Origin of the sequence: Kitasatospora sp. NPDC096077, assembly GCF_040303245.1 — a bacterium.
Taxonomy (GTDB): Bacteria; Actinomycetota; Actinomycetes; order Streptomycetales; family Streptomycetaceae; genus Kitasatospora.
The window spans coordinates 118098-145015 of record NZ_JBEOSV010000014.1; the positions used below are offsets into that span (position 1 = coordinate 118098).

At 74.2% G+C, this 26918-nt stretch carries 24 protein-coding genes, 1 tRNA gene and 1 riboswitch; of the genes, 5 read left to right on the forward strand and 20 right to left on the reverse strand.

Going from position 1 to position 26918, the window contains the following annotated elements; genetic code table 11:
* Positions 1-26: 26 nt before the first annotated feature.
* From ABTZ03_RS15980 to ABTZ03_RS16030, 11 genes are all read right to left on the reverse strand, one after another.
* A complete protein-coding gene (locus tag ABTZ03_RS15980) occupies positions 27-1199 on the reverse strand; it encodes a cytochrome P450 family protein (RefSeq protein WP_350513555.1) in 1173 nt (390 codons plus the stop codon).
* Positions 1163-2785, reverse strand: a complete 1623-nt coding sequence (locus ABTZ03_RS15985; RefSeq protein ID WP_350513556.1) for a cytochrome P450 — start codon at positions 2783-2785, stop codon at positions 1163-1165. The genes ABTZ03_RS15980 and ABTZ03_RS15985 overlap by 37 nt, the downstream gene beginning before the upstream one ends.
* Positions 2782-3408, reverse strand: a complete 627-nt coding sequence (locus tag ABTZ03_RS15990) for a GTP-binding protein (RefSeq protein ID WP_350513557.1) — start codon at positions 3406-3408, stop codon at positions 2782-2784. The genes ABTZ03_RS15985 and ABTZ03_RS15990 overlap by 4 nt, the downstream gene beginning before the upstream one ends.
* On the reverse strand, positions 3386-3733 hold the full coding sequence (locus ABTZ03_RS15995) for a DUF742 domain-containing protein (protein ID WP_350513558.1): 348 nt from the start codon (positions 3731-3733) through the stop codon (positions 3386-3388). Before ABTZ03_RS15995 ends, ABTZ03_RS15990 begins: the two co-directional genes overlap by 23 nt.
* A complete protein-coding gene (locus ABTZ03_RS16000; RefSeq protein WP_030289775.1) occupies positions 3730-4143 on the reverse strand; it encodes a roadblock/LC7 domain-containing protein in 414 nt (137 codons plus the stop codon). The genes ABTZ03_RS15995 and ABTZ03_RS16000 overlap by 4 nt, the downstream gene beginning before the upstream one ends.
* Before the next feature lie 61 nt (positions 4144-4204).
* A complete protein-coding gene (locus ABTZ03_RS16005) occupies positions 4205-5503 on the reverse strand; it encodes a sensor histidine kinase (protein WP_350513587.1) in 1299 nt (432 codons plus the stop codon).
* A 329-nt stretch (positions 5504-5832) separates the two neighbouring features.
* Positions 5833-8031: a SpoIIE family protein phosphatase gene (locus ABTZ03_RS16010; RefSeq protein WP_350513559.1), complete on the reverse strand. Its 2199-nt coding sequence runs from the start codon at positions 8029-8031 to the stop codon at positions 5833-5835.
* A 31-nt stretch (positions 8032-8062) separates the two neighbouring features.
* Positions 8063-9187 (reverse strand): PP2C family protein-serine/threonine phosphatase, encoded by a 1125-nt coding sequence (locus ABTZ03_RS16015; RefSeq protein WP_350513560.1) that lies wholly within the window; start codon positions 9185-9187, stop codon positions 8063-8065.
* A gap of 580 nt (positions 9188-9767) precedes the next feature.
* A complete protein-coding gene (locus ABTZ03_RS16020) occupies positions 9768-10346 on the reverse strand; it encodes a TetR/AcrR family transcriptional regulator (protein ID WP_350513561.1) in 579 nt (192 codons plus the stop codon).
* A 28-nt stretch (positions 10347-10374) separates the two neighbouring features.
* Positions 10375-11199: an alpha/beta fold hydrolase gene (locus tag ABTZ03_RS16025; protein ID WP_350513562.1), complete on the reverse strand. Its 825-nt coding sequence runs from the start codon at positions 11197-11199 to the stop codon at positions 10375-10377.
* A 110-nt stretch (positions 11200-11309) separates the two neighbouring features.
* Positions 11310-11600, reverse strand: a complete 291-nt coding sequence (locus tag ABTZ03_RS16030; protein WP_350513563.1) for a YiaA/YiaB family inner membrane protein — start codon at positions 11598-11600, stop codon at positions 11310-11312.
* A 197-nt stretch (positions 11601-11797) separates the two neighbouring features.
* A riboswitch (cyclic di-AMP (ydaO/yuaA leader) is annotated at positions 11798-11956 on the forward strand.
* 12 nt (positions 11957-11968) lie between these two features.
* On the opposite strand from ABTZ03_RS16030, the gene ABTZ03_RS16035 reads away from it, so the two are divergent.
* Complete coding sequence (locus tag ABTZ03_RS16035) at positions 11969-12802, forward strand: M23 family metallopeptidase (RefSeq protein WP_350513564.1); 834 nt, start codon at positions 11969-11971, stop codon at positions 12800-12802.
* Between the two features lie 168 nt (positions 12803-12970).
* On the opposite strand, the gene ABTZ03_RS16040 is transcribed toward ABTZ03_RS16035, so the two are convergent.
* Entirely contained in the window at positions 12971-13846 is an 876-nt protein-coding gene (locus ABTZ03_RS16040) for a hypothetical protein (RefSeq protein WP_350513565.1), read from the reverse strand.
* Between the two features lie 42 nt (positions 13847-13888).
* Here ABTZ03_RS16040 and ABTZ03_RS16045 point away from each other — a divergent pair, with 42 nt between their 5' ends.
* From ABTZ03_RS16045 to ABTZ03_RS16060, 4 genes are all read left to right on the forward strand, one after another.
* On the forward strand, positions 13889-14482 hold the full coding sequence (locus ABTZ03_RS16045) for a GNAT family N-acetyltransferase (protein WP_350513566.1): 594 nt from the start codon (positions 13889-13891) through the stop codon (positions 14480-14482).
* A gap of 113 nt (positions 14483-14595) precedes the next feature.
* Positions 14596-15339, forward strand: coding sequence for a sensor domain-containing protein (locus tag ABTZ03_RS16050; protein ID WP_350513567.1), 744 nt, complete (start codon positions 14596-14598; stop codon positions 15337-15339).
* A gap of 83 nt (positions 15340-15422) precedes the next feature.
* Positions 15423-16175 carry a hypothetical protein gene (locus ABTZ03_RS16055; RefSeq protein ID WP_350513568.1) on the forward strand — a complete coding sequence of 251 codons (753 nt, stop codon included), beginning with the start codon at positions 15423-15425 and terminating at the stop codon, positions 16173-16175.
* A 26-nt stretch (positions 16176-16201) separates the two neighbouring features.
* On the forward strand, positions 16202-16648 hold the full coding sequence (locus ABTZ03_RS16060; protein ID WP_350513569.1) for a GNAT family N-acetyltransferase: 447 nt from the start codon (positions 16202-16204) through the stop codon (positions 16646-16648).
* Here the strand turns inward: ABTZ03_RS16060 and ABTZ03_RS16065 are convergent.
* The 8 genes from ABTZ03_RS16065 to ABTZ03_RS16100 all read right to left on the reverse strand — a co-directional run bounded on the left by ABTZ03_RS16065 (position 16645) and on the right by ABTZ03_RS16100 (position 26913).
* Positions 16645-17760, reverse strand: a complete 1116-nt coding sequence (locus ABTZ03_RS16065) for a hypothetical protein (protein WP_350513570.1) — start codon at positions 17758-17760, stop codon at positions 16645-16647. The genes ABTZ03_RS16060 and ABTZ03_RS16065 overlap by 4 nt on opposite strands.
* A gap of 441 nt (positions 17761-18201) precedes the next feature.
* Entirely contained in the window at positions 18202-19032 is an 831-nt protein-coding gene (locus ABTZ03_RS16070; RefSeq protein WP_350513571.1) for a hypothetical protein, read from the reverse strand.
* 195 nt (positions 19033-19227) lie between these two features.
* Positions 19228-19301, reverse strand: a tRNA-Met gene (locus ABTZ03_RS16075).
* 77 nt (positions 19302-19378) lie between these two features.
* Positions 19379-20692: a PrsW family intramembrane metalloprotease gene (locus ABTZ03_RS16080; RefSeq protein ID WP_350513572.1), complete on the reverse strand. Its 1314-nt coding sequence runs from the start codon at positions 20690-20692 to the stop codon at positions 19379-19381.
* A gap of 115 nt (positions 20693-20807) precedes the next feature.
* Positions 20808-21638, reverse strand: a complete 831-nt coding sequence (gene trmB / locus ABTZ03_RS16085) for a tRNA (guanosine(46)-N7)-methyltransferase TrmB (RefSeq protein WP_350513573.1) — start codon at positions 21636-21638, stop codon at positions 20808-20810.
* An 84-nt stretch (positions 21639-21722) separates the two neighbouring features.
* Positions 21723-22961 (reverse strand): L-2-hydroxyglutarate dehydrogenase, encoded by a 1239-nt coding sequence (gene lhgD, locus ABTZ03_RS16090; RefSeq protein WP_350513574.1) that lies wholly within the window; start codon positions 22959-22961, stop codon positions 21723-21725.
* A 291-nt stretch (positions 22962-23252) separates the two neighbouring features.
* On the reverse strand, positions 23253-24833 hold the full coding sequence (locus tag ABTZ03_RS16095; protein ID WP_350513575.1) for a TROVE domain-containing protein: 1581 nt from the start codon (positions 24831-24833) through the stop codon (positions 23253-23255).
* 652 nt (positions 24834-25485) lie between these two features.
* A complete protein-coding gene (locus ABTZ03_RS16100; RefSeq protein ID WP_350513576.1) occupies positions 25486-26913 on the reverse strand; it encodes an NsdA family TPR-like regulatory protein in 1428 nt (475 codons plus the stop codon).
* Positions 26914-26918 lie beyond the last annotated feature (5 nt).

Consider the following 26918-nt stretch of genomic DNA (forward strand, 5'->3'; position numbering starts at 1 on the left):
CTCAGGTAACCGGGTGACCCGAACCGTCACCCCCGCACGCCGGTGCCCCCGTCGTTCCCGGTCGCCCCGCGGACCGTCACCCGCAGCGTCCGCACGCTGTTGCTCACGAACGAGCGGATCGGTTCCGGCCGTTCGCCCGCCGCCGGGGCGAGTCCCGGGAACCGCTCGAACAGGTGCCGCAGCGCCGTCTCCGCCTCCAGCCGGGCCAGCCCCGAGCCGAGGCAGAAGTGCGGGCCGTGGCCGAAGGACAGGTGCCGGGCGGGCTGCCGGGCCAGGTCGAAGCGGTCGGCGTCCGGGTAGTGCCCGGCGTCGCGTCCGGCCGCCGCGTACGAGGCGAGCAGCGCCTCGCCGCGCCGGATCACCACGTCGCCGACCTCAAGGTCCTCGGTCGCGTAGCGCAGCGGGAACTGGCCGACCGGCGAGTCGTGGCGCAGCGTCTCCTCCACCACCGCCGACCAGGGCTGCGCGCCGTCCAGTACCAGCCGCAGCTGGTCGGGGTGGGCGAACAGGGCCCGGACGGCGTTGGTGATCAGGTTGAGCGTGGTCTCGTGTCCGGCGATCAGCATCAGCAGCAGGGTGCCGACGAGTTCGGCCTCGCTCAGTCGCTGCCGGTCGAGGCCGAGGCCGGCCTCACGGGCGGCGATCAGGTCGGTGGTCAGGTCGTCGCCCGGTTCGGCCCGCTTGGCCGCCACCACCGAGGCCAGCAGCGCGTTGAGGTCCCGCTGGGCGGCGATCGCCGCCTCCGGGGTGGCCGCGCTGGAGACCAAGGTCTCGGAGAGCGCGTGCAGTTCGTCGTGCTGGTCCGGGGCGAGGCCGAACAGTTCGCCGATGACCTGGATCGGCAGCGGGTAGGCGAAGTGCTCGCGCAGGTCGAACTCGCCCTTCCGCTCGGCCACTTCGGCGACCGCGTCGAGCAGGGCGAGGGTCCGGGCCTCGACGGTGGGCGTCAGCGCGGCGATCCGGCGCGGGGTGAAGGCCTGGCTGAGCAGTCCGCGCAGCCGCTTGTGGTCCTCGCCGTCGGCGGTGACCATGCCGGGCACCGCGACGAAGTTGAGCAGTGGCCAGCCGTGCGGCAGCCGGCCCTCCCGGAAGGTGGTCCACAGCTGGGGGTTCTTGCCGACCCGGGGGTCGGCCAGCAGCGCCTGGAGGGTGTCGTGGTGGGTTATCGCCCAGACCACCACCCCGCCAGGGAGTTCCACCAGGACCGCGGGACCGGCTGCCCGGAGTCGGGCGTTCTCCCCGTGCTGGTCGCGCCCGAAGGGGTCGAGCCGGACGGGCTCGGGCCGGACGGGTTCGGGCCGGACGGGCTCGACGGGCCCGGAGTCGACGGACCCGAGGTGTACGGGCTCGGATCGGTGGCCGCGGTCGTCGTCGGCGGTGTCCATGCGGGCCTCTCGGGAGCGGGCGGACGGGGCGGGGTGAAGGCGCTGTAGAGCACCGGCAGGGCGACCAGCGCCCGCGACCACGGCGACGGGCGCCAGTTCAACTCGCTCGGCGGAACGGCGAGTTGGAGGTCCGGCAGACGGTGCAGCAGGGTCTCGACGGCGGTTTCGACGATGATCCGGGCCGGGTGCTGGGCCGGGCAGACGTGCTTGCCGGCGCCCCAGGCGAGGTGGGCCCGGTTGCCGCCGAGCGAGCCGTGCGCGGCCGCGGCGGCGCCCTGGGCGGCCGGGTCGGCGTTGGCCGCGGCGAGGCCGAGCACCAGCATGTCGCCGGCGTTGATGTACTGGCCGCCGAGCACGGTGTCGCCGGTGGCCCAGCGGCCGGGGAAGTTCTGGGTCGGCGGGTCGCGCCAGAGCACCTCCTCCAGCGCGTCGGAGACGGTCAGCCGTCCGCCGGTCAGGGTGGCCCGGAAGCGCCGGTCGGTGAGCAGCAGCCGCAGGGTGTTGCCGATCCAGTTGATGCAGGTCTCGTTGCCCGCGACCATCATCACCACCAGGTGGTGCGCCGCCTCCTCGTCGGTCAGCCCGGCCGGGTGGGCGAGCAGCCAGGAGGTGAGGTCGGCGTCGGGCCCGGTGCGGCGGCGGCGGACCAGGTCGGCCAGGGTGGTCTGGAACTCCCCGGCGGCGCGCACCGATTCGGGACCGCTGTCGACGAAGGCGCTGATCAGCTCGATGACCCGGGGCCCGCTGCCGATCGGCAGGCCGACCAGTTGGGTGGAGACCAGCAGCGGCAGCGCGCGGGCGTACTGGCCGATCAGGTCGGCGGTGCCGTCCGGGCCCCAGCTGTCGATCAGGCCGTTGGCGGCGGCCTCGGTGGTCTCGCGCAGCTGCCGGTGGTCGATCTGGGCCAGGGTGTCCGAGACCGCGGTGCGCAGCCGCTGGTGCTCGGCGCCGTCCAGGTTGAGCAGGGTGGGCCGCCAGGCGGTCATCGGCTTCAGCCGGGAGTCGGCGGCCAGCCGGCCCTCGACGGGCACCCGCCAGTGCCGCGAGTCCTTGGAGAACAGCGCCTCGTTGCGGGTGAGTTCGAGCAGCTCGGGGTAGCCGATGACGAGCCAGGCCTCCACCCCGGGCTCCAGCTCGATCGGCGCGACCGGCCCGTAGCGCTCGCGCAGCCGGGCGTACAGGCCGTGCGGGTCCTCGGCCACCGCCGGCCCGTACAGCGGGGTGAGCGGGACGCCGGTCGGCAGCCCGCCGCCGTGCGGGGTCTGCCCGCCGCCGCCGTACTGGCCGGGTGCGCCGCCGTACGGACCCGGCCCGCCGCCGTACGGACCGGGGGCGCCGTACGGAGCGCCGCCGTGGGCGATCGGGCAGCCGGGCGCCGGCGGGGGCTCAGGGGCGGTCACGGCTGGAGCTCCAGCAGCGAGCTGCGGTGCAGGTGGTCCACGAAGTCGATCAGCAGGTCGTAGGACTGCCGCCGGTCCCGGGCGTCGCAGTAGAGGATCGGCACCTCCGGCAGCAGGTCCAGCGCCGAGCGCAGCTCCTCCTCCGGGTAACTCGGGGTGTCGGGGAAGCTGTTGACCGCGACCGCGAACGGGATGCCCTGCTCCTCCAGCCGGCCGAGCACGTCGAAGCTCTCGTCCGGCCGTCGCAGGTCGACCATCGCGATGGCGCCGAGCGCGCCGCGCGACAGGTCCTCCCAGAGCGGCCAGAACCGCTGCTGTCCGGGCGTGCCGAACAGGTACAGCGCGAGCCGGGAGTTGAGCGTGATCCGGCCGAAGTCCAGCGCGACCGTGGTGGTGGTCTTGCCGCTGTGCCCGGTGAGGTCGTCCACGCCGGTGCTGGCGGCGGTCATGGTCTCCTCGGTGCGCAGCGGGGTGATCTCGCTGAGCGAGCCGACCAGCGTGGTCTTGCCGACCCCGAACGGGCCGGTGACCAGGATCTTCACCGCGCCCTGCACCGAGGACGGCAGGTACTGCGGTTCGGCCGGCCGTGAGGCGGGGGCTTCAGCGGAGTTGGCGGAGGCCAACGAGCACCTCTTCCAGGAGGGTTGTGGGCAGGCGTTCGGCCTGCGGGGCGGGCGGGAGCACCTGCACGGCACCGAGGTCCCAGAGGTCACCGACCAGCACCTTGACGACGCCGAGCGGCAGCCCCAGGTGGGCCGCCACCTCGGCGACGGACAGCAGGCTGTGACAGAGCCCGAGGATGCGCCGGTGCTCGCGGTTGAGCAGGACGTGCTCGGGCAGGGGCGGGGGGTCCGATAACGCGTTGACCAGGCTCTCGACGGCCAGGTCGGCGCGGGTCGGGCGGCTGCGCCCGCCGGTGATGACGTAGGGCCGGACCGGCCCGTTCACCGGTGCCCCCCAGCCGCGTGGTCGACGCGTGGCGGGCTGGTCAGGTGGGTGCCGATCCGCTCGACCAGGACCTGCATCTGGTAGGCGACCAGCCCGGCGTCGACCGCCTCGCTGGTCACCACGGCCAGATGGGCGCCGGCCCCGGCGGCGACGATGAACAGGTAGCCGCCGCCGTACTCGATGATGATCTGGCGGGTGGCGCTGCCCGGGCCGCCGAAGCCGGCCGCGACGCCGCGGGCCAGCGACTGCAGCCCGGAGCAGGCGGCGGCGAGCCGTTCGGCGTCCTCCCGGGCGATGTCGGCGCTGCGGCCGATCTCCAGACCGTCGTTGGAGACGACCACGGCGTGCTGGACCTGGGGGACGGCGATGATGTCGGCGAGCAGCCAGCCGAGATCGGGGGTGGTGGTCATGGAACTCTCCGGAGCGCTGGGGAAGTCGGGGGAAGTCTGGGGAGAACGGGGCTGGGAACGGTCAGTGCGGGCCGGCCGGGGGCTGGGCCTGGGCACGGGCGGCGCTGCGGCCGCTGGCCGTCCCGGCCTGGAACATCGCCATGAAGGCCTGGGCGTCCAGGGCCGAGCGGTACGGCGGCTCGGGCGGCGGCGGGGCGGCGTGGGCGGGGCGCTTGGCGCGGTCGCGCCGGTGGCTCCGGCGGGGCAGCGGTGGCGGGGTGTCGTCGGCCGCGGCGGGCCGGCCGGTGGGCGGGGGCTCCACCAAGGGGTGTCCGGCGGCCGCGGCGGCGCGCGGGTCGGGGTGGAACGCCGGGTCGTCGGGGAACGCCGGGTCGTCCGTGAACGCCCGGCCGTCGGAGAACGCCGGGTCGTCCGTGAACGCCCGGCCGCCGGTGAACGCCCGGTCGTCCGGCCCGAGTCCGGGGACGGTGGGCGGCAGCGGCTCGGTGAGCAGGGCGTTCGGCAGCAGCAGCACGACCCGTACCCCGCCGTACGGCGAGGGCGCCGAGCTGAGGGTGACCCGGAAGCCGTAGCTCTCGGCGAGCCGGCCGACCGCGGCCAGGCCCAACTGCGGTACCTCGCCGAGTCGGGAGACCTCCAGGCTGCTGCCCCCGGCGAGCGCGGCGGCGGCCTTGGCCACGGCCTGCTCCGGCATGCCGACGCCGCCGTCGTCGATCTCGATCACCGCGCCGTTGTGCACCGGCATCAGGGTGACGAACACCTGGGTGCTGGGCGGGGAGTAGCGGGTGGCGTTGTCCAGCAGCTCGGCGATGGCGTGGATCAGCGCCTCGGCGGCCGCGCCCACCACCGCGGTCTCGATCCGGCTGCGCACCACCACCCGCTGGAACGGCAGGATGCGGGACTGGGCGCCGCGTACCACGTCCTCCAGCGAGACCGGCTCCGGCCAGTGCCGGCCGGCCCGGGCGCCGCACAGCACGGCCAGGGTCTGGGCCAGCCGGGCCTGTTGGGCGGCGGCGTGGTCGGCCTTGAGCAGGCCCTCCAGCAGCGCCGGGTCGTCGTGGGTGCGCTCCATCTCGTCGAGCAGGGCCTGCTGGTCGTGGGCCATCACCAGGATCCGGCGGGCGACGCTGAGGAAGGCCCGCTGGGTGGAGGCGGTGTGTTCGTGCTCCTGCTGAACGGCGGCCAGCTCGACGCCGCGGCGGGAGAGTTCGGTGCTCAGCTGGTCCTGGAGCCGGGCGAGTTCGCCGGCCAGTCGGTCGGCCCGGCCGCGCTGGGTGACGGACACGGCGCGGTACCGCGCGGCGGCCACGAGGGCGAGGACGGCGAGCACGCCGGTAGCCGTTGCGCACCACTGAGTCATCGTCACGCCGCGAATTCTAGGGCGATGATCCTACGAAGGTGTGAACGGATCTCGCCAAGTGACTGGATCTCGTCAATATCGAGTCAATACACCGTCTTTCCGGAGCCGTTCGGACCCGACTCCAGGATCCTGACGGGCCGTCCGGCCGCTTGTCCAGGGTCTTCCGACCCCCGTCGACCTGCCGGGCGGTGGCCGGTTCGCGCCCCGGGATGTGTGGGGCCGGTGTGCACGATGTTGTTGAACGAGCGACATTCCGTGGACGTGAACGGTGCCGGTGATGCTGGTGGTGCTGCCGGTGCCAACGGGGTTCAGGACGGTGCCACCGGGGTTCAGGCCGGCGACACCACCCGGTGCAGCAGCAACAGCGCCACGTCGTCCGGCCGGGAGCGGCGTTCGGTCACATTGAGGGTGAGCAGGTCGGCCAGCCGCTCCAGGGCCGGCGCCGGCCCGATCCGGCCCGGACCGGTCTGCCGGGCCCACAGCTCCAGCCCGCCCAGCATCCGCTGTACCGACTCGTCGTAGTCCTCCTCGCGGTCCTCGACCAGCCCGTCGGTGTAGGCCAGCAGCGTCTCGCCGGCCCCCAGCCGCCCGGTGGCCAGCGGATACGCCTGCCCCGGGTCCACCCCCAGCGGCGGGCCGCCCGGCAGCTCCAGCTCGACGGCGGTGGCGTCGGCGGCGATCCGCACCGGCGCCGGGTGCCCGGCCCGGGCCGCGGTCAGACCGCCGTCCGCCGGGTCCAGGGTCAGGTAGAGGCAGGTCGCGAACAGCTCGGTGTCCAGCTCGGCCAGCAGCCGACTGGTCCGGGCCAGGGTGGCGGCCGGATCGTGCCCGTCGGTGGCGTACGCCCGCAGACCGCTGCGCAGTTGACCCATCACGGCGGTCGCCTCGGCGTTGTGGCCCTGCACGTCACCGATCACCAGCCCGATCCGGCCGTCCGGCAGCTTCAACAGGTCGTACCAGTCGCCGCCGATCTGCATCCCCTCGGTGCTCGGCAGGTAGCGGGCGGCACTGGCGATCCCCGGCAGCCGGGGCAGCGTGCGCGGCAGCATCGCGCGCTGCAGCTCACCGGCCCGGTGGTGGTGGGTGTCGTACAGCCGGGCCCGTTCCAGGGACTGCGCGAGGATCCCGGCGAACGCCGAGTACAGGGTGCGGTCCTCGCGGCTGAAGGCGCGCTCGGCGGCGAAGGTGATCAGGCAGGAGCCGACCTGCCGGCCCGAGGCGACCAGCGGCAGCACCGCCCAGGCGGCCGGCGCCCCCGTTGCCCTCGGCCGGTTGCCGGGCTCGCTGAACAGCGGGGCGGACCGGGCCAACGAGTCCTGCATCACCGGGGCGGAGAGGTCCGCCAGCCGAGTCAGCTCGGCGCGGCGCGGGCCGCCGTACACGGTGTGCGAGACCGGCAGCAGCCGGCCCTCGTCCACCAGGTCGAGCACGATGCTGTCGGCGCCGAAGGCCGGCCCGGCGACGTCGGTCACCGCGGCGGTGACGTCCCGTACGGTCACCGCGCGGGACAGCGCCCGGGTGAGCGACAGCAGCAGGGCGGTCCGGGCCCCGGCCGGGTCGGGCCCGGACCCGACCTCCCGGGCCGGCCGGTGGTCCACGTCCGCGATCAGCCCGGCCATCCGCACCGGACGGCCGTGCACGTCCAGCATCACCTCGCCGGACTCCTCGACCCGCACCACCCGGCCGCCCGGGCGCAGCATCCGGTAGCCGATCCGGTAGCGGCCGCCGCCGGCCAGCGCCTCCGCCAGGGCGGCCCGGACGTCCGGCAGGTCCTCGGGGTGGACGATCCGCTCCAGCTCCGGGGCGGCCCCGTCCGGGGCGACCGGTCGGCCGGCCAGCGCGAAGGCGGCGGCGTCCCAGTGGCTCTCGCCGGTGACCAGGTCGCGTTCGAAGGCGCCGTGCCCGGCGGCGCGGACCGCCAGCGACAGCAGCGGGTGGGACGGGGCGGGGCCCGGTTCCGTGCGCCGCGGCGGACGGGGCTCCGCGTGGGCCGGGCGGGCGTCGGCGTGGGCGGATCCGGGCCCCGCGTCCGCCGGCCGGGGCTCCGCGTGGGCCGGGCCGTGGTCCAGCAGGTGGTGCAGCCGGTGGGCGCAGGCCCCGGCGATGGTCTCCAGCACGTCCAGGTCGCGCCCCGGCACGGTGCCCCGGTGCGCCAGCGCGAGGGCCAGCACGCCGATCGGCCGCTCGTCCACCACCAGCGGCAGGGCGACCACGGCGACCATCCCGGTGCCCAGGCCGGCGTTCCGGTTCGGGTAGTCGACGCTGGTGTGCTCGGGGCTGAGCAGATACGGGCGGCGCAGCCGCAGCGCCACCGCGGCGGGCAGCTCACCGGCCGGGTCGACCAGCCCGTAGCGCTCGTGCGCCCAGTCCGGCAGTCCGTGCGAGGCGGTCAGCCGGAGCATCCCGGCCGAGTCCAGCAGGTAGAGCGCGGAACCCTCGCCGGTGATCCAGACCGGCCCCTCGGCGAGCACGGTGCCCAGCAGCTCGGCGGCGCTGGAGCAGCCGAGCAGCAGACGCACACAGCGCATCGGGCTACGGACGGGGGAGGACACCCAATCTTCATACCCCATTTCGGTGGTCCGCGGCCGTCCGCAGCCGGCGCACCAGCACCAGCGTCCGGTCGTCCGCGACGTCCTGCGCCACCGCGGCCACCAGCCGGTGCGCCGCGCCCCGGACCGCCTGCTGCTGCGGCAGGTGGGTGCGCACCTCCGGCTCGGCGGCCGTCAGCAGCCGGGTGACGCCCTCGTCCAGGTCCCGGCCCGGCACCTCCACCAGGCCGTCGCTGAACAACAGCAGCGAATCGCCGTGCGCCAGCCGCCCCTCCACCGCCGGGTACGGCGCCCCCGGCACCAGCCCCAGTGCCGGACCGCCGTGCTCCGACGGCAGCCAGCCGTTCCTCCGGCAGAACCGCACCGGCGGCGGATGACCCGCGTTGAACAGCCGGTAGCGGCCGGTCGCCGGGTGCAGCGCCAGGTGGACGGCGGTCGCGAAGTCGTCCTCCCAGCCCATCCGCACCAGGTGGTCGTTGGCGGCCGGCAGGAAGGCCTCCGGCGGCACCCGGCCCAGCAGCATCCCGAAGGCACCGGACAGATGGGTCGACCGGGCCGCCGCCCGGCTGCCCTTGCCCGACACGTCCACCAGCACCAGCTCCAGCAGGTCCTCCTCCGGGCGGTGGGCGCACAGCAGGAAGTCCCCCGAGAACGAGGCGTCCCCGGCCGGGGCCAGCGCGCTGTCGAAGTGCCAGTCCAGCAGCCGCTCCGGCAGCCGGGCCAGCGTCCGGTTGTGCTCCGCCAGCTCCAGCAGCATCGAGTCGCCCTGGGTGCCGCGCAGCCCCAGCCGGTGCCGGAAACGGTTCGCCGTCAGCACCGTGGCCCCGGTCGCGGCCAGCACCACCGTCACCCCCCAGCGCACCCCGCGCGGGTCCTGCACCACCGCGCCCAGCCCGCTGCCCGCCAGCGCCGCACACACCAGCACCAGCAACTGCCCCCGCCGCAGCACCATCCCGCCCACCACCAACGGCAGCACCAGGGCCGACGGCGGCCACCCGTACGGCAACAGCAGCGGCAGCACCCCCAGCACCACCGTCAGCGCGAACAGCAGCCCCAACGCCACCCGCCCCGCCCGGACGTCCCCGTCCAGCAACCGCCCGTACCACCGCCGCACCCTTGCTATCAGTGCGGGCACCCGGAACCTCCGCGAAGGCGTGGGCGGTCCCCTGTCATGACCACCAGTCAGCCCGGCCACACTAACCCGTCCACCCCCACCCCCCACGGCGTCCCTCCCCACCACCCCGGGCCGCCCTGTCCTGCGGCGCTGCCCCCACCGCGTGGCGTTTCCCCCTGCCGCCGGTCGCGCGCCTGCCCCGGTCCGGCTCGCGCCTCTTCCCCGCCCCGCTGCCTCCCTCCCCGCTGCGTGGCGCTGCCCCTGCTGCCGGTGCCGCGCCCACTCCGGTGCGGCTCGCCCCTCCTTCCATCGGGCCTCGGCTGCGTCCGCCCACCCCCGTGAGCCCTGCTGCCGGCAGCCGCCACGCACTTCACGCTGCGCAGGAAGTCGGCCAGACCGACTTCCTGCGCGGGCGCCGGTGCTCTGATCGCCTGTGGACTGCCTGCGGCGCGAGAAGTCGACAGGCCCGACTTCTCGTGTTGATCAGCCCGCGTGGTGAGTGGTTCCCCAGGCGAGTGGTGGCTGTTGCCGCCTGCCGTGGGAAGTCGGCTCGGCCGACTTCTCGTGCTCGGGCCCGCTGCCGTGGCCGGGCTGGGGGTTGCTAGTCCTTCGCCGGCCGGGGCCAGGAGTGGAGGCCCGTGGTGAGGGTGGTGATGAGGCGGTCGTGGGTGGTGGTGAGGTCCTCGGTGAGTTGGAAGGCACCGGTGATGGACAGCGAGGCGAAGCCGTGGGCGAGGGAGCGGACGGTGCGGGCCGCGTGGATCGCCTCGGAGCCGTCGAGGCCGTAGCCGCGGAGGACGGCGATGATGACGCCGACCAGGCGGGTGGCGGCGCGGGTGAGGTCCTCGTCGGGCTGCGGGGCCTGGGGGAGGGCGGTGTAGCGGTGCGGGTGGCGGGTGGCGTAGGCCTGGTAGGCGCGCAGGACGGCGGTGACCGCGTCGTCCCCGCTGCGGCCGACGGCGGCTTCGGCCAGTCGGTCGGCGAGTTCCTCGGTGACCCGGACGGCGATGAGCCGCCGTAGTTCGGCGAGCCCGCCGCTGACGTGCTTGTACAGCGAGGGGGTGGCGACCCCGGCGCGGGCGGCGACGGAGGCGAGGGTGAGGGCCTCGGTGCCCTGGTCGTCGATGAGGGCGAGGGCGTGGTCGACGACCTGCTCGGGGGTCAGTCCTACGCGGGGCATGGTGGTGGGCTCTCCGGGGGGCGAGGGGTCAGGCGAGTTCGGCGAGGAAGGGCAGCAGGGCGTCGGCGACGGCCCGCGGGTTGTCGGCCATCGGGTAGTGCCCGGACCCCTCGATCATGACCTTCCGCGCGCCGAGCTTCTCGGCCTGGAGGTCGGCGACGGCCTCGGGCTTCGGGAAGTCGGGGTCCTTGCTGCCCATCAGCACCAGGGCGGGGCAGCGGACGGCCGCGCACCAGCCGATCGGCGCGGAGTCGCCGGTGACGTGGCCTCGGGTGGCGGTCCTGCGGCCGGGGGTGTGCAGGGCGGCGACCAGCCCGTCCACGTAGCCGTCGAGGTCGGCGGGGCGGGGGCCGGGGAAGGCCATCTTGCGGAGGTAGTAGCCCCAGATGCCGGGCCACCGGACCATCGCGGCGCCCATCACGACCATGACGCCCTTCATCAGGGCGTTGGCCCGGTGCTCGACGAAGGCGTCGATCAGCGCGATCCCGGCGACCCGCTGGGGGGCGTCCCCGGCGATCTTGACGACGGTCGCCCCGGTGTAGGACTGGCCGACCAGGACGGCCCGTTCGATGCCGAGGTGGTCGAGCAGGGCGAGGACGTCGGTGGCGACGGCGGCGGGGCTGTAGTCGTCCCAGGCGATCGAGGACTCGCCGAAGCCGCGCACGTCCATGGTGACGACCCGGTGCCCGGCCGCGGTGAGCAGCGGGTGCAGGTGCCGGTAGGCGCGGCGGGAGTCGAGCATTCCGGGGAGCAGGACGACGGGGGTGCCGTCGCCCTGCCGGGTGTCGTCGTACGCGAGCCGGCCGCCGGTGACGTCGAGGTACTGGGTGCTCGGGGTGGTGGTGCCGTTCATGGTGGGCCTCCGCTGGCTCGCTCGTTGCTGCCGATAGCCATAAAGCTAAGGCTAATAGCCTTAGCCGTCAAGCCCTCGCGAAAGCCTCCGGCAACCCCGGGCGACCCCGCTCAGGGCCCCTCGACCCGGAACGGGTCGTGCTCGCTGAGCAGCTTCTCCAGCCGGGCCTGGTCGACCCGGGCGACGGTGTCCGTGGACTCCTGCCGGTCCCGGATCACCTTGGCCAGCGTGAACGAGGAGGTGACGGTGTAGAGGAGGCCGATCCCGAGGAAGGCCCGGGTCCAGCCGCCGACGGGCAGGTAGGCGATCCCGGCGGCGAGGGCCACGGCCGAGATGGCGAAGGAGAGGACGGCCTGGGCGTAGTACGCGGCCGTGGTGCGTGACTGCATCGGTGCGCTCATGGCGTCAGGATGCGGGCGTCCGGCCGGATCGCACATGAGTAGGAGTACTCAGATGGGGCCGGTTGATTGAAGGGTCGTTCGTTGACGTCCGATCACCTGGTCCACAGCCGTCCCGGACGGATGGCTTGGAATCAGAGCCTCCTAGGATTAACGTTTGATAACGCAGCGCGGTCGTCAACGCCGTACCCAGACGGCACCGTGCGCCGTCGCCTAATCCCGCCGACCGGCCTCCGGGCAGGTCAGGGAGCCGGGGAACCACGTTCCTTGGGGTGAATCGGCGGGGCCCCGGCCCGGCCGTAGGAGACCTTCCTGCTCCGAACCCGTCAGCTAACCCGGTAGGCGCGAAGGAAGGAAAGGAGCGCGCCTCCGTGGCGTCGACGCACACCCCGGCACACCCGGCCGGCCCCGCAGCCGGTACCCAGCTCCTCGACCACCCCGTCCCGGACAGCCCCGAGGCGCTCGCACCGGAGGCCGAGGCCAACCGCCACCGGATGCCGCGTCAGACCCGCGGAGCCTCCCCGCTGCTCGGCGTCACCGCCGTCGCCGCCACCCTGGGCGCCACCGGCTTCGCCTCCGCGACCCCGGCCGCCGCGCCCGCCATCGAGGCCCAGGACGAGATCCCGGTCGCCCTGGCCGCCGACCCCGGCCTGGCGCTCGCCGCCCGGATCCAGCAGCAGGCCGACGGCCAGCGCACCGCCGCCGAGGAGACCGCCCGCGTGCAGGCCGCGCAGGAGGCGGAGGCCAAGGCCGCCGCCAAGGAGGCTGAGGCCAAGCGCGCCGCCGAGGAGGCCGAGCGGGTCAAGGCCGCCGCCCTCACCCTGCCGGTGAAGGACTACAGCCTCTCCGCCCACTACGGCCAGAGCGCCCGCTACTGGGCCCACCTGCACACCGGCCTGGACTTCGCCGCCGACACCGGCACCGCGGTCCACGCGGTCGGCCAGGGCACCATCACCTCGGCCGGCTGGTCCGGCGCGTACGGCTACCGGATCGTCGAGACCCTGCCCGACGGCACCGAGATCTGGTACTGCCACCTCTCCTCGATCATCAAGGGCTCCGGCAAGGTGACCGCCGGCCAGCAGATCGGCAAGGTCGGCGCGACCGGCAACGTGACCGGCCCGCACCTGCACCTGGAGGTCCGCCCCGGCGGCGGCGCCCCGGTCGACCCGGAGCCCTGGCTCCAGCAGCACGGCCTCAACCCGTGACCCGGTGAACCCGTAGCGGTCGGCAGTCGGCAGTCGGCAGTCGGCAGTCGGCGGTCGGCTGCCGGCGAACCCGTAGTCGAAGGCCCCGGACGCACGCGCGCACGCACGCGCGCACGCACGCGCGCACGCACGCGCGCACGCACGCGCGTCCGGGGCCTTCGCGGCACCTCACTCCGCCGGCAGCTGTGCCAGGTACGCGTCGATCTCCGCCGTCCCCGGCTCCGGCGCGAGCTCCGGGAACTCCTCGACCAGCAGCCGCGGCAGCCCGGGCACCGTCCACTCGCCGAGCAGGTCGAGCGCCGCTTCGGCCGCCGCCTCCTCGAACTCCTCGAAGCCCCCGGTCAGTTCGTCCGGCATCGGCCGCCCCAGCGCGTTCAGCTCGGCCAGGTTGCGGTAGCTGCGCCGCATCAGGCCCTGCTCCAGCAGCCGCCGCGCGCCGTCGGTGGCCATGCCGACCGACAGCACCCGGCCCGGCGCCCACCAGCCCTGCTCGTCCGGGTCGTCCAGCCATCCGGTCGGCGTCAGCGCCTGGTACCCGGCCAGGCGCTCGTCCTCGGTCAGTCCGGCGAAGCCCGCCAGCCAGTCCCGGACGGCTGCCGGGTCGGTCACGTCCACGTCGTGCGCGTGCAGCAGCACCGCGTACAGCCGGGGCCAGGTCACCAGGTCGGCGCGGTGCAGCAGCCCGACCGCCACCTCGCCCTGCCACTCGGCTTCGGCGTGCAGCCGCTCCTGCCGCTTGGCGTTGAGCCGCTTCGCGGCCCGCTGGTGGTCGACCAGCAGCCGCACCGCCTCGCCGTAGGCCAGCGGGTCCTGTTCCGGGGCGGGCTGGACGTAGAGGTGGAGCCGCTCGTACAGCAGGTGCTCCACCGCGGCGGAGGTCAGTTCGGGCCAGCCGTCGTGCATCCTGCCGTCGCCCAGTTCCAGCAGCGCGAGCACCGTGCGCAGCGGCTCCTCGGCCACCGGCGCCCGGTCCTCTCCGGCCGCCCAGGCGAGCAGGTCGGCGGCCCTGGTGCGCGGGGCGAGCCGCAGGTCTTCGTCGTTCATGTTCGAAACGGTAACCGCCGGGCGCGGGTAGGGTCGGCAGCCATGATCCCCGTGCGACTCACCGGCCCCCGGTTGGCCATCCGCGAGTACCACCACACCCCGGAGGAAGTGGACGCGCTGCACGCGCTGTTCGGGGACCCGGAGGTGACCCGCTACCTGCCCTTCGAGCCGCGCGACCGGGAGACCTGCGCCGACCAGATCGAGCTCTACCTGGAGGAGGCGATGGCCGAGTCGCGGGACACCTACCGGCTCGCCGTGGTCCGGCGGGAGGACGCCGAGGACCCGGCGGAGGCGGTGCCGGTCGCGCACGCCAGCCTCACCCTCGGCACCTACCGCTCCGCCCGCCTCGGCTACGTGCTGAGCCGCCCGGTCTGGGGCCTGGGCTACGCGGGTGAGATCGCCGGACTGCTCTGCGGGTTCTCCTTCGACGTGCTCGGCCTGCACCGGCTGGCCGCCCGGGTCGACGTGGACAACGCCGCCTCGGCCAAGGTGCTCACCCGGCTCGGCTTCCAGTTGGAGGGGCACGTCCGGCACGACCTGTACAAGGGCGGCGTCTGGAGCGACTCGTACCAGTACTCGCTGCTCGCCGACGAGTGGTCCGGCCCGCCGGCCAGGCAGCCACGGCCGGGGGGTTAACCCCACCCCCGGTCCGCCGGTCCGCCGGATGTTTGCCGGGCCGGGCCCGGGCCAGACTTGAACACGTCAGCGAGTGGTCGGGAACGCGAGTACGAGGGGCCGTGAGCCGGGAGATGAGCAGCAGCGGAAGCACGCTGGGTCGCGAGTGGGACGTCCCGGGCGGTTACGGCGACGGGGGAACGGGTCCGGCCCGGGCCCGCCGCACCGCGCAGCCGCCGGGCTTCTGGCGGGCGCCGTTCTCCGGGTACTACTACCGCGAGGTCGGCTACGTGCTCGCCGGGCTGCCGCTGGCCATCGTCGGCTTCGCCGTCGCGATCATCCTGTTCTGCTTCGGCCTCGGCACCGTCGTCACGGTCCTCGGCCTGCCGGTGCTGGCCGGCCTGACCAGCGCCGCCCGGGGCATGGGCCGGGCCGAGCGGGCCCGGGTGCGCGGGATGCTCGCCCTGGACGTGCCCGGCCCGGCGCCGGTGCGCCAGGTGCGCGAGGGCGGCTGGGGCGCGATCACCGCGCGGCTGGCGGACGGGGCGGGCTGGAAGGCCGTGCTGCACCAGGTGGTGATGTTCCCCTGGGCGATCTTCAGCTTCACCATGACGCTGGTGTTCCTGCTGCTGGGCTGGGCGATGGCGCTCTACCCGCTCTACCACTGGGTGTTCCCGCGCTACACCTCCTGGCGCGGCTACCAGCTGTTCGACTTCACCGACAGCCACCACGTCCGGCACGCCTACTACATCGAGGGCGCCGGGCAGATCGCCGCGTTCTCGGCGGTCGGGGTGCTGCTGGTCTTCCTGACGCCGTGGTTGGTCCGCGGTCTGACCAATGTCAACCGGGCCGCCGCCCGGGGCCTGCTCGGCGGCTGAGCGACCTCCTGTCCCTTCAAGCCCCGTCCCGTCCCGTCCGTGCTCCGGATGCGGGCGGGACGGGCCCGTGTTCGGATGACCGGGTGATCACCGCCCCCGGAGCGGACCCGGACGTCCTGGTCACCTCCCGTCCGCTGGACGAGTACTGCGCCCTGTTCGGCCTGACCCGGGCCGGCCTCGCCGCCCTGCCCGGCCCGCTGCTGGACTGCCCGGGCGGCGCGGCGGGCCTGGCCGCCGAGGCCCGCGAGCTGGGCTGCCGGGTGATCGCGGTGGACCCGGCGTACGCGCTGCCGCCGCCCGAGGTCACGGCCCGGGCGCTGGCCGCCCGGGCGGCGATGGCCGTCGCGATGGCCGCCCGCCCCCAGCTGTACCCCTCGTCCCGGCCGGACCGCCCGTTCCGTCCGGAGCGCTACCTGCGCAGCTGGGACCGCGCCCGCCGGCTGTTCACCGCCGACGCGGCCGCCCACCCCCAGCGCTACCTGGCCGCCGCGCTGCCCCGACTGCCCTTCGCGGACGGCGTCTTCGCGCTCACCCTGAGCAGCCACCTGATCTTCGCCTACCCCGAACTGTTCGACCTGGAGCGCCAGTTGGCCGCCCTGGCCGAGCTGGTCCGGGTGACGGCCGCGGACGGGGAGGTGCGGGTCCAGCCGCTGAACGACGGCCGGGGCCGGCGCTGCGCCCACCTCGACCGGCTGCGGTACGCGCTCGGCGAGCGCCGGATCGCCAGCGAGATGCTCCGGGTGCCGCACCGGGACGGCCGCACCCGGCGGGTCCTGGTGCTGCGGGCCGCCGACCGCCGGGGCCTCCGCCGTTCAGCAAATTGTAATAGTCACTAGGCGGGTGTGCCCCTATACTCACTCGCATGAGCGAGACCACGATCCGGCCCGCCGAGCCCGCCGACGCCGACCGGCTCACCGCACTGATCCAGGCCTCCAGCGCCTACCGGGGCAGGTACTTCGCGATGATCGAGGGCTACGCCGTGGCGCCCGACTACGTCGAGCGCCACGAGGTGCGGATGGCCGTCGACGAGGGCGACGACCGACTGCTCGGCTTCTACGCGCTGATCCACGAACCGGCCGAACTGGACCTGATGTTCGTCGCCGACGACGCCCAAGGGCTGGGCGTCGGACGGGCGTTGATCGCGGACATGCTCGACCGCGCCAGGACGGCCGGGATCGCGGCGGTCAAGGTCGTCTCGCACCCGCCCGCCGAGGGCTTCTACCTCCAGGTCGGCGCCGAGCGCACCGGCACCCGCCCCCCGCAGCCCAAGACGCCCTGGTCGCAGCCCGAACTGCGCTTCACGGTCTAGGAGTTCGAGGGCGGGGGGCTCGCCTGCGCGGGGACGACGGGCGCCGCCTGCGCCGGGACGGCCACGGCCGCCGCCGGCAGCCGGGAGAGGATCTTCTCCGCCAGCCAGCTGCGGTCCGACCCGTACGGAATCCCCTGCGGGTCGACCAGCTGCGCCGCCACCGCGTTCCGCAGTTGCTGCGCTCCGGCGTCGGGCAGCCGGGAGAGCAGGCCGCGGGCGGCCAGCAGCGCGTGGTACTGCTCGAAGCCCGAGCGCGGGTGCTCGATCGCGTCCAGCACGCTCGGCAGGTCCGCCAGCGCGGAGTCGCCCTGCATCAGGGCGAGCGCCTGGATCCGGCAGCCCTCGGAACCGTCCGCGAACAGGCCGCGCACCTGCTCGGCGGTCAGCGCCGAACGCTTCGCGGTCGAGCGGACCTCCGCCACCACGCCGTCCGGCCCGGCCGGGGTGCCCAGCGCGGGCGGCAACTGCGCGGCCAGCGCGGCGGGCCGGTCCGCACTGCCGCCGAGCACGCCGAGCTGCTGCATGGCGCGCATCCGCAGGTCGTCCGCGCCCACCTTGTCGCCCCGCCGGTCGCGGTCCTGCCCGGCCAGGAAGAGGTCCAGCGCCTCGTCGGTCTCGGTCAGCACCCGCGGCAGCGCCAGCCTGGTGACCAGCCAGCCGGCCAGGAAGCCGAGCACCAGGAAGTAGAGCACCAGCGCGGCCGCGAACGGCACCGAGGCGTCCGCGCCGCCCAGCGCGGGCGCCAGCGCCGTACCCAGCTGGTGCAGCCGCTCGCCGAGCGAGCCGAGCTGGGTCAGCCCGACGCCCAGCAGCACCTTGGTCAGCCAGTCGGAGACCTGCTCCAGATTGGTGTTCGGCGCGTACGACCCCTGCGGCTCGCCGGAGCCGCTCCGCACCCGGGGCACCCCGAACAGGAAGCCCAGCGCGCCGCCGAGCACCGTGGAGGCCCCGGCGATCACCAGGCCGCCGCCGAGCGCCTGCCAGGCGTGCTCCCGGCCGAGCGCGAACAGCAGCAGCCCCAGCAGCCCGGTGCCGGTCAGCACCCCGGCCGCCGTCCACTGCGCCCTGCGCAGCAGGACCGACGTGCCGGCCCGTCGACGCGTCCTCGCCATCGCCCACCCCCTGTGTCCGCGCCGACTCTAGCGCCGGGGCCCCACCACGGGAACGAGCCGGGGCACCGCCGCTACGACGGGACGGCCCGGGGATAGGGCCTGCGGGAAGCTCACGGGAAGGCCTGCGGAAAGGGCTCCGGAAAAGGCTCCGGCAACGCAGACGACCCGCGGGCTGCTCCTCGACGCCGGCCCGTGCACTGGCCTGGCGCCGAGGCACCGGGGATGTTCCGGTGAGCCCGCGGGCCGGGTGACTGCTATGGATTTCGCCTGCCGGAGGCCAGGGGCCTCACCCTGCGCAGGCAGGGGCGGCTCTAGCGAGCAGCCACCTCACGCATCCTGATGGAACTCAATTCAGGATCACCTCCCTTCAGTGTGCCGCCACTGTAGGCAGCCCCCTGCCGGGAGGGCAACGGATTTAATCCGCGGGCCGGGGAGTCCGGCTCAGGCGCTCTTCACCTTGTCCTGGAACTTGGTGTAGTCGATCACGTTGTCGGCCGCCGGGGCCTGGATGGTGATCGGCTTGTCGAAGTCGCTGAAGTCGATCTGGCCCTTGTCGGCGCCGGTGGTCTTCTCCAGCCGGACCGGGTAGAACTTGCCCTCGGTGGCGATGTGGAGGAGCGACTCCTCGCCCTTGTCGTCCTTCTCCTTGAGGCTGAAGGTCTTCACCCCGTTGACGGTGCCGGCGCTGCCCTTGGTCGGGGTGCTGGAGTCGTCGTCGAGCATCTCCTTGCTCGCCGAGGAGAGCTGGCAGAAGTCGGTCAGGTCCTTCATCTTCGGGTCGTTCTGGAAGCCGGTCAGGTAGCGGCCCTTGAACAGCTCGGCGACCACGTCGCCCTTCGGCCCGCCGAAGGTCTTCCAGAACTGGGCGTCCGGCTTGAGGAAGTACTGCTTGCCGTCGCTGAGGATCTCGAAGGAGCCCATGCCGGGCAGTGCCATGCTGCCCTGGCACTGGCCCTTCGTATCCATCACCATGTTGATGGTCATCTCGCCGTCGTCGGACGCCATCTTGCCGGAGATCTTGAGCGAAGTGGCGCCGGCCAGCGTGTCCTTGGCCTTCTTCTCGATCTCCTGCGCGGTCAGCTTGTCGGTGTCCAGCACGGCCTTGGTGGGGGTCGGCGTCGGCGTGGCGGACGGAGTCGCGGGGGCCGCGGCGGCGGAGGTGGCCGCGGGCGCGGCGGCCTTGTCCGAGTCCTTGTTGTCGCCACAGGCGGCCGTGCCGGCTCCCAGCAGGAGGCAGATCGCGGCGGTGCTCGCCAGGCGCTTCGACAGCATCAGGTCATTCCTTGTCCAGGGCACGGCCCGGCCGTCCCCCACTTGGATGAATTTTTCCTCAGTATGGGGGAGCGCTAGGACAAGAGATCTTGGAATGGGGAGCCGTTACCGCTTCGTGGCGGGACCGTGCTCCGCCCGTGCCCGGGAACGCGAAAGACCCGGAGGACGGATCCTCCGGGTCTTTCGGCTACTGAGTAGCGGGGACAGGATTTGAACCTGCGACCTCTGGGTTATGAGCCCAGCGAGCTACCGAGCTGCTCCACCCCGCGTCGGTGAACACAACAATACGTGGAAGTCGCCGAGATGGGAAATCCGTTCTCCGGACCGCCCCGGCGCTCTCCCCGGGCTACCCCCGCGCGGGACTCCGTCCGCGCCGTCCGGCGTGCCCCGCGGCCCGGGACCCGGCCCAGAGCGCGAAGCCGACCAGCGCCACGAAGCAGGGCACCATCAGCACCCCGTACACCACCAGGAAGCCGTCCGTCCCCAGGTCGGCGGCCGCGTTCCAGGTGCCGTGCAACGCCATCGCGAGCAGCAGCCCGGTCGGCGCGGCCAGCCGGGCCAGCCAGCGCCGCCCGGTGGTCAGGGCGACGGCCAGGCCGATCCCGGTGAGCGCGGTGAACAGCGGGTGGGCGAAGGGGGAGAGCAGGGCGCGCAGCACGAAGGTCTGCACGGTGCCGTCGAAGTCGCGCAGGCTGGGCGGGTCGCCCAGGCCGATGCTGTCCAGCCGGTTGCGCTGGTCGGTGGTGAAGGCCCGCCCCAGGTAGAGGGCGTTCTCGGTGAAGGCGAAGCCGCAGGCGGTCATCCCGCCGAGCACCATCCCGGCGGCCAGGGTGCGCGGCCGGGAGCGGCGGTGCGGGGCGCCCGGGCCGGGCGGGGCCGGGCACAGGTACGGCAGCGGCCGCAGGTAGGGGCGCAGCCGCAGCCGGCCGCGGGCGTGCGGTCCGGCCGGGCGGCGCGGGTAGAGGCGGGCGCGCCGGGGCGCGGGCGACCGGTGCAGCAGCGGCGCGCAGGGGCGGCCGGAGCGGCGGCCGTGGCAGCGCAGCCGTCGGCCGAGCGGCAGCAGCAGCACCAGCAGGGCGGTGGCCTTGGCGCTCTCCTCGATCACCGGGGTGGCGATCCCGGTGCCGAGCAGCCCGCCGAGCGCGCCCTGGTGGGTGGTCAGGTAGTCGGCGGTCCAGTTGTTGGCGAGGATCGCGACCGTGGTGGCCGCGCAGGCGCCCCAGCCGAGGCAGAACACGGTGTGCCGCAACGGCACCCGGGCGGTCAGGTTGAGCCAGGCCAGACCGCCCAGCACGAAGGGCAGCGGCACCATCGCCAGGCCCAGCCCGACCAGCAGCCCGACGGTGCCGGTCTGCCGCTGGACCAGGTGCAGGATCAGCGCCCCGCAGCCGACCAGGGTCAGCACGGCGGTCGTGGTGACGGAGGAGAGCGCCGTCGAGCGGCCGCGGTCCGGGGTGCCCGGCGCGGTGCGGGTGGTGGGGGTGGAGGGCGGCGGCGCGTCGTGCGGCCGGAGCAGCAGCCGGTCGGCCCGGCGCCTCCGGGGCCCCGGGATGGTCCGGGTGTCTCCGGTGCGCGGGACCGTCCCCGGTGCGTCGGCGGCACGGTGGACGGTGGCCCGTCCCAGCCAGGCTCCCCGGCCGCCGCCGGACGGGCTGCCCATGCGGCTCAGGGTAGGCCACGGGGGCGGCCCGTCGGGAGGACTCGGGGCGAACCGTTCGTGCGGGGTACGGCCGCGCGGTCGGGCCGGCGCGGCCCGTTCGAACGGCCGTCAGGGGTCAGCGGCGGCGGAACAGCAGGTCGTGCACCACGTGGCCCTTGGCGAGGCCGGCCCGCTCGAACTTGGTGACCGGACGCCAGTCCGGGCGCGGCGCGTAGCCGGGGATGCTGCCGTCCGGGTGGTCCGCGGGCTCCAGCCAGCCGGTCCCGTCACCCTCCGGGTGCAGGTTCTCCAGCTCCGGCGAGGCGGACAGCACGGTCAGCATCTGCTCGGCGTAGTGCTCCCAGTCGGTCGCGCAGTGCACCAGGGCGCCCGGGGCGAGCCGGGGCAGCACCAGGTCGAGGAAGGACGGCTGGATCAGCCGGCGCTTGTGGTGCTTGGGCTTGGGCCACGGGTCGGCGAAGTAGACCCGCAGGCCGGCCAGCGAGGCGTCCGGCAGCATGTCGCGCAGCAGGATGACGGCGTCGCCGGCGGCCAGCCGGACGTTCTGCGAACCGTCGCGCTCCAGCATGCCGAGCAGGTTGCCGTGGCCGGGGGTGTGCACGTCGGCGGCCAGGATGCCCATCGACGGGTCGGCGGCGGCCATCGTGGCGGTGGTCTCGCCCATGCCGAAGCCGATCTCCAGGGTGACCGGCCGGCCGCCGAACAGCTCCCCCAGGTCGAGCGGGGTGCCGTCGATCGGCACGCCGTACGTCTCCCAGCTCCGGTCCAGGGCGCCCGCCTGGGCGTTGGTCATCCGGCCCCGGCGCGGCTGGAAGCTGCGGATGCGCTGCTCCCGGTGCTGTTCCTCGGTGGCCTTGTGCGGGTACATCGGCGCGGGGTAGGCGGCCGGCGCCGCGGACAGCCGGGCGGACGGCGATTGCTGGGGGATCGGGGCGGTGGCAGTCACAATCACCCGAGTCTACGGGGCCGCCCGGGGCGCCCGCAGGGGTGTGTGACGGGGCTCATCCGCCCCGGTCCCGGCGGGTCGGGCTCACCCGCCGGCCTCCAGCGCGGCCAGGGCCCGGCGGGCCACCTCGCGGCCGATCGGCAGCGAGGCCGTCGCGGCGGGGGAGGGGGCGTTCAGCACGTGCACGGTGCGGCGCGGGGAGCGCGGGTCCGCAGGGTCGAAGCCGGCGAAGGCGAAGTCGTCCAGCAGCGAGCCGTCCCGGGCCACCGCCTGGGCCCGTACCCCGGCGGTGGCCGGCACCAGGTCGGCGGCGGTCACCGCGGGCAGCAGCCGCTGGACGGCGGTGGTGAACGCCCGCTTGGACAGCGAGCGGTGCAGCTCGCCGACCTCGTACCGCCAGTGCCGGCGCAGGATCCGCCAGGTGCCGGGGAAGGCCAGCGTCCCGGCCAGGTCGCGCGGGTGGACGGTGCGCCAGTCGTACCCCTCGCGGGCCAGTGCGGGCACCGCGTTCGGGCCGACGTGGACGTCCCCGTGGATGCCCCGGGTGAGGTGCACGCCGAGGAAGGGGAAGGCCGGATCGGGCACCGGGTAGACCAGTCCGCGCACCAAGTCCCGCCGCTTCTCGGTCAGTTCGTAGTACTCGCCGCGGAACGGCACGATCCGCACGCCCGGGTCGTCCCCGGCCAGCCGGGCGATCCGGTCGCTGTGCAGCCCGGCGCAGTTCACCAGCACCCGGCAGCGCAGCTCCCCGCCGGTGGTGCCGACCGTCAGGCCGTCCCGGCGCCGGGCGACCGTCCGCACCTCGGTGCCGGTCCGCAGTTCGGCGCCCGCCTCCCGGGCCAGCCGGGCGTACGTGGTGGCGACCGCCGGGAAGTCGCAGATGCCGGTCGTGCCGACGTGCAGCCCGGCCCGTCCGACCACCTCCGGCTCGTAGCGGGCGATCCCGGCCCGGTCCAGCTCGGTGACCGGGATGCCGTTCGCCCGCCCGCGCTCGGCCAGCGCCGCCAGCCGGGGCAGTTCGGTGTCGTCGGTGGCCACGATCAGCTTGCCGGTGACCTCGTGCGGGATGCCGTGCTCCCGGCAGAACGCCACCATCTCGGCGGCGCCCTCGACGGCGAAGCGGGCCTTGTACGAGCCGGGGCGGTAGTACACGCCGCTGTGGATCACCCCGCTGTTGCGCCCGGTCTGGTGCGCCGCGAAGCCGTTCTCCTTCTCCAGCACCGCCACTCGCAGCCCGGCCTGCGCCCCGGTCAGGGCATGGGCCGTGGCCAGACCGACGATCCCGCCACCGACCACCACGACATCGAACCCGTCGCCCGCCACCCTGCGCTCCTCGTCCGTCGCCCGCCCCCTGGGGCCGATGGTGCCACGGGAGTTGGCGGTCGGCGCCGGTTTCGCACACGTTCTGCCGGTTGCCGTCCGTCGCGGTCGTTCCGGGTGCGGGTCCGCTGCGGTTCCGGGTGCCGGTTCGCCGCTGTTCCGTGCGCCGGTCGGCCCGTCAAGGCTCCGTCGCGCGGGTGGGTGTTCCTCGGCCGCCCGGCGGTCGCGGGGGCACGCCGAAGCGGGCGGCAGTGTGACCCGCCGCCCGCCGGGCGCACCGCAGTTCCCCCGTGGCTAGACCTCCCAGGGCCAGCCGGCGTCCGACCCGGCCTCCAGGAGCGGGATCAGCCGGAAGGCCGCGTCGCTGAGGCCGCCGAAGGTGTGCCGGTGGGCGACACCGCTGGGGCCGTGGCCGGTGGCGTAGCCGGCCAGGTTCCAGGTGTAGACGGGTATGTGGGCCGGGACGGCGGCGAGGGCGTCGCCGTCGTTCCGGTAGCCGAAGCCGGGCTGCTCGTCGGTGATGATCACCACCCGGTCGTGGCCCCGGTAGTGGGTGCGGACGGCCTGGGCGGTGTTGGTGCCGCCGAGGTCGGAGAACCGCTCCAGCACCCGCAGCACCGACTCCCCGCGGCCGACCTCGACCACCTGGCTGCCGGAGCCGAACTCCACCAGGTCCGCCTCGGCCGCCCGGACCTTCAGCGCGGTGCCGAAGATCGCCGCCGAGTCCGCCCGGTTGAGCTGGGTCTGCGCGCCCGGCCGGTCGAACATCGAGCCGGAGCGGTCGACCAGGATCAGCGTCCGGCCGGGCAGCTCGGGCACGTTGCCGAGCGAGTGGCCGAGCGCGGTCTCCAGCGCGTGCCCCCACCGCAGCGAGGGCGCGTGCCGGTACGCGGCCAGGTAGCGGAACGGGAACTGGCGCGAACGCCGCACCTCGCCCCGGTCGGAGATCCGCCGGGCCACCTCGGCCGCGACCTCGTCCGACACCCCGACCTGGTCGAAGTTGCGCAGGTTCCGGACCAGCGCCATCGAACCCATCGAGGGGATGACCGCCGCCCAGGCCGCCGCGTCCATCGGCCCCTGCAGCCAGCCCGCCAGCGCCTCCCAGGTCAGCCCGGCCGCGGCCAGCCGCTCCGCGCCGTCCGGCGCCGTCACGGCCGCCCGGCGCTGCTCGACCGGCAGTGCGAGCAGCTCGCGGTTGGCGGTCAGCATCCGGTCGACGGCGGGCGGGACGGCCTCCTCCGGGCGGTGCCGGCGGTCCAGCGCGTAGGCGAACAGCGCGCCCTGCCCGGGCTTGGCCGGGTCCGGCGCCGGGTGGGTCAACTCCAGGACGTCACCGAAGCGGTAGCCCTTGCTCGCGGTGTCGTACTTGAGCAGCGCGCGGGCGTCGTACAGCCGCCGCACCGCGTCCGCGACGCCGCGCTTCAGCGGCTTGGGCAGCGCCCGGCCGTAGCGCGAGGTCCAGTACGCGAGCAGCTCGCCGGGCTCGTCGGCGCGCCGCAGCACGGCGTCCACCACCTGCCGGGAGTGCCCGTGGGCGCCGGCGTCCAGCCGGGCCCGGGTGAACTCGGCGGCGCCGACCAGCGCGGCGGTGCGCATCTGGGCGCCGTACCGCAGCCAGCGCAGCAGCCCGAGGGTCCACTCCGGGTCGGCGACGGCGAGTTCGCGGACCAGCGCGGTGTAGCGGTCGTCGCGGGCGCCGCCGCGCTCGTAGAAGGTGTCCTGGCCGACCATGTTGGCGATCGACAAGAGGAACAGCTCGGACTTGGCGTCGCGGACGAAGCCGGTGCCGCCGTTGTGGTTGGCGACGCGCTGCCCGGTCGTGGACACCGGTGACGTCGGAGTCGCCGTGGCCTTGCGGATGTTGAACCTGGACATGCTGCAGCCCCCCTCGGCGTGCTTGGTCGTCTACGGGAGGGAGGCATGCTGCGGCCGGGGGTGCCCGAGATCATGTCGGCCGTCGTCGAACGGCCGACCTCGGCGGAGGTGTATATGCCTTGTGCTCTACCGGATTGAGCTAGCGGCCGCACTCGCGCACGGCACGCCCGGGATTTGAACCCGGAACTCCAAGATCCGAAGTAACCCCCGCCTGCGCACCGGGCACTCCGAGGCGCAGCTGCCTCCCGAGATCAGGAATGGCGGCGGTGTTGCGCGGGCTCGAACCGCTACGCCGGAATACCGGCGCCTGCCAGAAGTAACCGCTGCCGTCGCACCGGGAGGTGCGGAATTCTATTCAGGTATGGGTGTCCAGAGATCGAAGTCGACTGAGGTGACAAGCTGCTCTAGGCCACTGAGCTACACCGGCCTGAAAGCCGATGACGGGATTCGAACCCGCGACCTGCCCATTTGGAAGTGGAAGTAACCTCCGCCTGCGCACCTGGACGAGAGAGACCTTATCCAGGCCCCTCTCGCAGGTGCATCCGATTTATCGTCAGGCCGTTCAGGCCGTTCAGACCGTTCAGACCGTTCAGACCGTTCAGACCGTTCAGGCCCTTCCGACGCTCCGCGTCCCGGGACCCGCGCTCCGGATTCACGCCGGGGCGACGATCACCGCTCGCGCGCGTTCCGTCAACTCCCGTACCCGGCGTTCACCCTGGAAGGGCTCCAGTCGCCGCAGCATCTCCACCACGTACTCCCGGCTGCGCTGGGAGGAGATCCGGCCGGCCACCTCGACGGCCCGCTCGCCGGCCGCGACCGCCGCGTCCAGGTTGCCCGCCTCGGCCTCGGCCATCGCCGAGACCACCAGCCGCAGGCCGTGCGAGCGGACGAAGCCCTCGGTGGGCTTGGCCAGCGCCTCGCGGGTGAACTGCCGGACCTTGGCGGGCACTCCGAGGTCGCGGAAGCACTCGGCGGCGTCGGCGGCCAGCCGGTCGTAGGCGTAGAAGTCGATCCACGCCGGATCGGGATCTCCGGCACGTGCCCGTTCCAGTGCGCTCTCCGCCGCGCCGAGCGCCGTCGCGCACGCCGCCGCGTTGCGGGCCTTGGCCTGGGCCCGTGCCTCCACCAGGTGGAAGAAGCTCATGGTCCGGGCGGTGGCCAGGCTGCGGTTGCGCTCCAGTGCGGCCTGGGCGAGGTCGACGGCCTCCTCGGCGAAGCCCCGGTAGCCGGCCTGCAGGCTCATCGAGGCCAGCACGTAGCCGCCGAGCGGCACGTCGGCGGCGGCCCGGGCGAGCCGCAGGGCCTGGATGTAGTACCGCTGGGCCGCCTCGTGCTGTCCGGTGTCGAAGGCCATCCAGCCGGCCAGTCTGGTCAGTTCGGCGGTCGCACCGAACAGCGCCCGGCCCACCGCGTCGCTGTACGAGGCCAGCAGCAGCGGCGCCGCCTCCACCCGCAGGCACTCCGGCACCATCGACGAACGCCAGTCCCCGCCACCGTACTTGGAGTCCCAGCGGCGGGCCTCCTGGGCGGCCTCGCGGAGCTTGACGGCGTCCGAGTGGCCGACCCGGTACGAGGAGTTCTCGCTGGGGGAGCGGGGCACCTCGCGGGCCACCGAGCCGTCCGCCGGGTTGATCAGCCAGCGGGAGACGGGCGTGGCGTACGCGGCGACCGAGAAGGTGCCGGCCAGGCTGTCGCTCCAGCGGCCGCCGCCCGGCCCGCGGCGCAGGTCGAGGTCGACCCGGAACAGGTCGGTGGCGGAGCGCACCGCGTCCTCGACCTCGCGCGGGAAGGCCAGGCCGAGTTCGGGCGCCGGGTCGGTGTCGCCCAGGCCGATCTCCTCCAGCGGGACGGGCCGGCCGAGCTTGCCGCCGATCGCGGTGGCGATCAGGTGCGGGACGGGACCCTGCGGGACCATGCCCTTGCTGACCCAGCGGGCCACCGAGGTCTTGTCGTACCGCAGCGTCAACCCGCGCTGGGCGCCCAGGTCGTTGACTCTGCGGGCCAGCCCGGCGTTGCTGATCTGGGCCAGGGTCAGGAGCGTGCCGAGCCGTTCGTTCGGTCCTCGTGGGCTGACGGTCATGGTGG

What these genes read in the sequence shown, in the direction of transcription:
- ABTZ03_RS16000 (WP_030289775.1), bottom strand. Translation starts at nt 4,143, where the DNA reads ATGACCACCACCCCCGATCTCGGCTGGCTGCTCGCCGACATCATCGCC.
- ABTZ03_RS16005 (WP_350513587.1), bottom strand. Translation starts at nt 5,503, where the DNA reads ATGACTCAGTGGTGCGCAACGGCTACCGGCGTGCTCGCCGTCCTCGCC.
- ABTZ03_RS16010 (WP_350513559.1), bottom strand. Translation starts at nt 8,031, where the DNA reads ATGCGCTGTGTGCGTCTGCTGCTCGGCTGCTCCAGCGCCGCCGAGCTG.
- ABTZ03_RS16020 (WP_350513561.1), bottom strand. Translation starts at nt 10,346, where the DNA reads ATGCCCCGCGTAGGACTGACCCCCGAGCAGGTCGTCGACCACGCCCTC.
- ABTZ03_RS16025 (WP_350513562.1), bottom strand. Translation starts at nt 11,199, where the DNA reads ATGAACGGCACCACCACCCCGAGCACCCAGTACCTCGACGTCACCGGC.
- ABTZ03_RS16030 (WP_350513563.1), bottom strand. Translation starts at nt 11,600, where the DNA reads ATGAGCGCACCGATGCAGTCACGCACCACGGCCGCGTACTACGCCCAG.
- ABTZ03_RS16040 (WP_350513565.1), bottom strand. Translation starts at nt 13,846, where the DNA reads ATGAACGACGAAGACCTGCGGCTCGCCCCGCGCACCAGGGCCGCCGAC.
- ABTZ03_RS16045 (WP_350513566.1), top strand. Translation starts at nt 13,889, where the DNA reads ATGATCCCCGTGCGACTCACCGGCCCCCGGTTGGCCATCCGCGAGTAC.
- ABTZ03_RS16050 (WP_350513567.1), top strand. Translation starts at nt 14,596, where the DNA reads ATGAGCAGCAGCGGAAGCACGCTGGGTCGCGAGTGGGACGTCCCGGGC.
- ABTZ03_RS16060 (WP_350513569.1), top strand. Translation starts at nt 16,202, where the DNA reads ATGAGCGAGACCACGATCCGGCCCGCCGAGCCCGCCGACGCCGACCGG.
- ABTZ03_RS16065 (WP_350513570.1), bottom strand. Translation starts at nt 17,760, where the DNA reads ATGGCGAGGACGCGTCGACGGGCCGGCACGTCGGTCCTGCTGCGCAGG.
- ABTZ03_RS16070 (WP_350513571.1), bottom strand. Translation starts at nt 19,032, where the DNA reads ATGCTGTCGAAGCGCCTGGCGAGCACCGCCGCGATCTGCCTCCTGCTG.
- ABTZ03_RS16080 (WP_350513572.1), bottom strand. Translation starts at nt 20,692, where the DNA reads ATGGGCAGCCCGTCCGGCGGCGGCCGGGGAGCCTGGCTGGGACGGGCC.
- ABTZ03_RS16095 (WP_350513575.1), bottom strand. Translation starts at nt 24,833, where the DNA reads ATGTCCAGGTTCAACATCCGCAAGGCCACGGCGACTCCGACGTCACCG.
- ABTZ03_RS16100 (WP_350513576.1), bottom strand. Translation starts at nt 26,913, where the DNA reads ATGACCGTCAGCCCACGAGGACCGAACGAACGGCTCGGCACGCTCCTG.